The sequence below is a fragment of the Streptococcus mitis genome, from assembly GCF_905187535.1.
Taxonomy (GTDB): domain Bacteria; phylum Bacillota; class Bacilli; order Lactobacillales; family Streptococcaceae; genus Streptococcus; species Streptococcus mitis_BS.
Window position 1 is genome coordinate 1 of sequence record NZ_CAJJIE010000049.1, and the last position, 749, is coordinate 749.

Below are 749 nucleotides of genomic sequence, written 5' to 3' on the forward strand. Positions count from 1 at the left end.
ATCGGGAAGACAGGATTCGAACCTGCGACACCTTGGTCCCAAACCAAGTACTCTACCAAGCTGAGCTACTTCCCGAGTTAAATAGAAAAATGCACCCTAGAGGAGTCGAACCTCTAACCGCCTGATTCGTAGTCAGGTACTCTATCCAGTTGAGCTAAGGGTGCTCATTAGTTTATGCCGAGGACCGGAATCGAACCGGTACGATCGTTACCAATCGCAGGATTTTAAGTCCTGTGCGTCTGCCAGTTCCGCCACCCCGGCCTCTCTAAGCGAACGACGGGATTCGAACCCGCGACCCCCACCTTGGCAAGGTGGTGTTCTACCACTGAACTACGTTCGCACTGTTTTCTTCTATCTAAAAATGCCGGCTACATGACTTGAACACGCGACCCTCTGATTACAAATCAGATGCTCTACCAACTGAGCTAAGCCGGCTCATTTATTATATCTTAATGCGGGTTAAGGGACTTGAACCCCCACGCCGTTAAGCGCCAGATCCTAAATCTGGTGCGTCTGCCAATTCCGCCAAACCCGCATATATGACCCGTACTGGGCTCGAACCAGTGACCCATTGATTAAAAGTCAATTGCTCTACCAACTGAGCTAACGAGTCTAAAATAACTTACGTTATTTCAAACGGTCCCGACGGGAATCGAACCCGCGATCTTCGCCGTGACAGGGCGACGTGATAACCGCTACACTACGGGACCTATGGGAGTTAACGGGATCGAACCGCTGACCCTCTGCTT

General features: G+C 50.7%; 8 tRNA genes. All 8 read right to left on the bottom strand.

Going from position 1 to position 749, the window contains the following annotated elements:
• Nucleotide 1: 1 nt before the first annotated feature.
• Nucleotides 2-75: transfer RNA gene (locus JQ841_RS05625), tRNA-Pro, on the bottom strand.
• Nucleotides 76-90: 15 nt separating this feature from the next.
• Nucleotides 91-164: transfer RNA gene (locus tag JQ841_RS05630), tRNA-Arg, on the bottom strand.
• A gap of 11 nt (nt 165-175) precedes the next feature.
• Nucleotides 176-261: transfer RNA gene (locus JQ841_RS05635), tRNA-Leu, on the bottom strand.
• Between the two features lie 7 nt (nt 262-268).
• Nucleotides 269-340: transfer RNA gene (locus JQ841_RS05640), tRNA-Gly, on the bottom strand.
• Between the two features lie 22 nt (nt 341-362).
• Nucleotides 363-435 (bottom strand) — tRNA-Thr (locus tag JQ841_RS05645).
• 18 nt (nt 436-453) lie between these two features.
• Nucleotides 454-535, bottom strand: a tRNA-Leu gene (locus tag JQ841_RS05650).
• Between the two features lie 5 nt (nt 536-540).
• Nucleotides 541-613, bottom strand: a tRNA-Lys gene (locus tag JQ841_RS05655).
• A 24-nt stretch (nt 614-637) separates the two neighbouring features.
• A tRNA-Asp gene (locus tag JQ841_RS05660) sits at nt 638-710 on the bottom strand.
• Nucleotides 711-749: the final 39 nt, after the last annotated feature.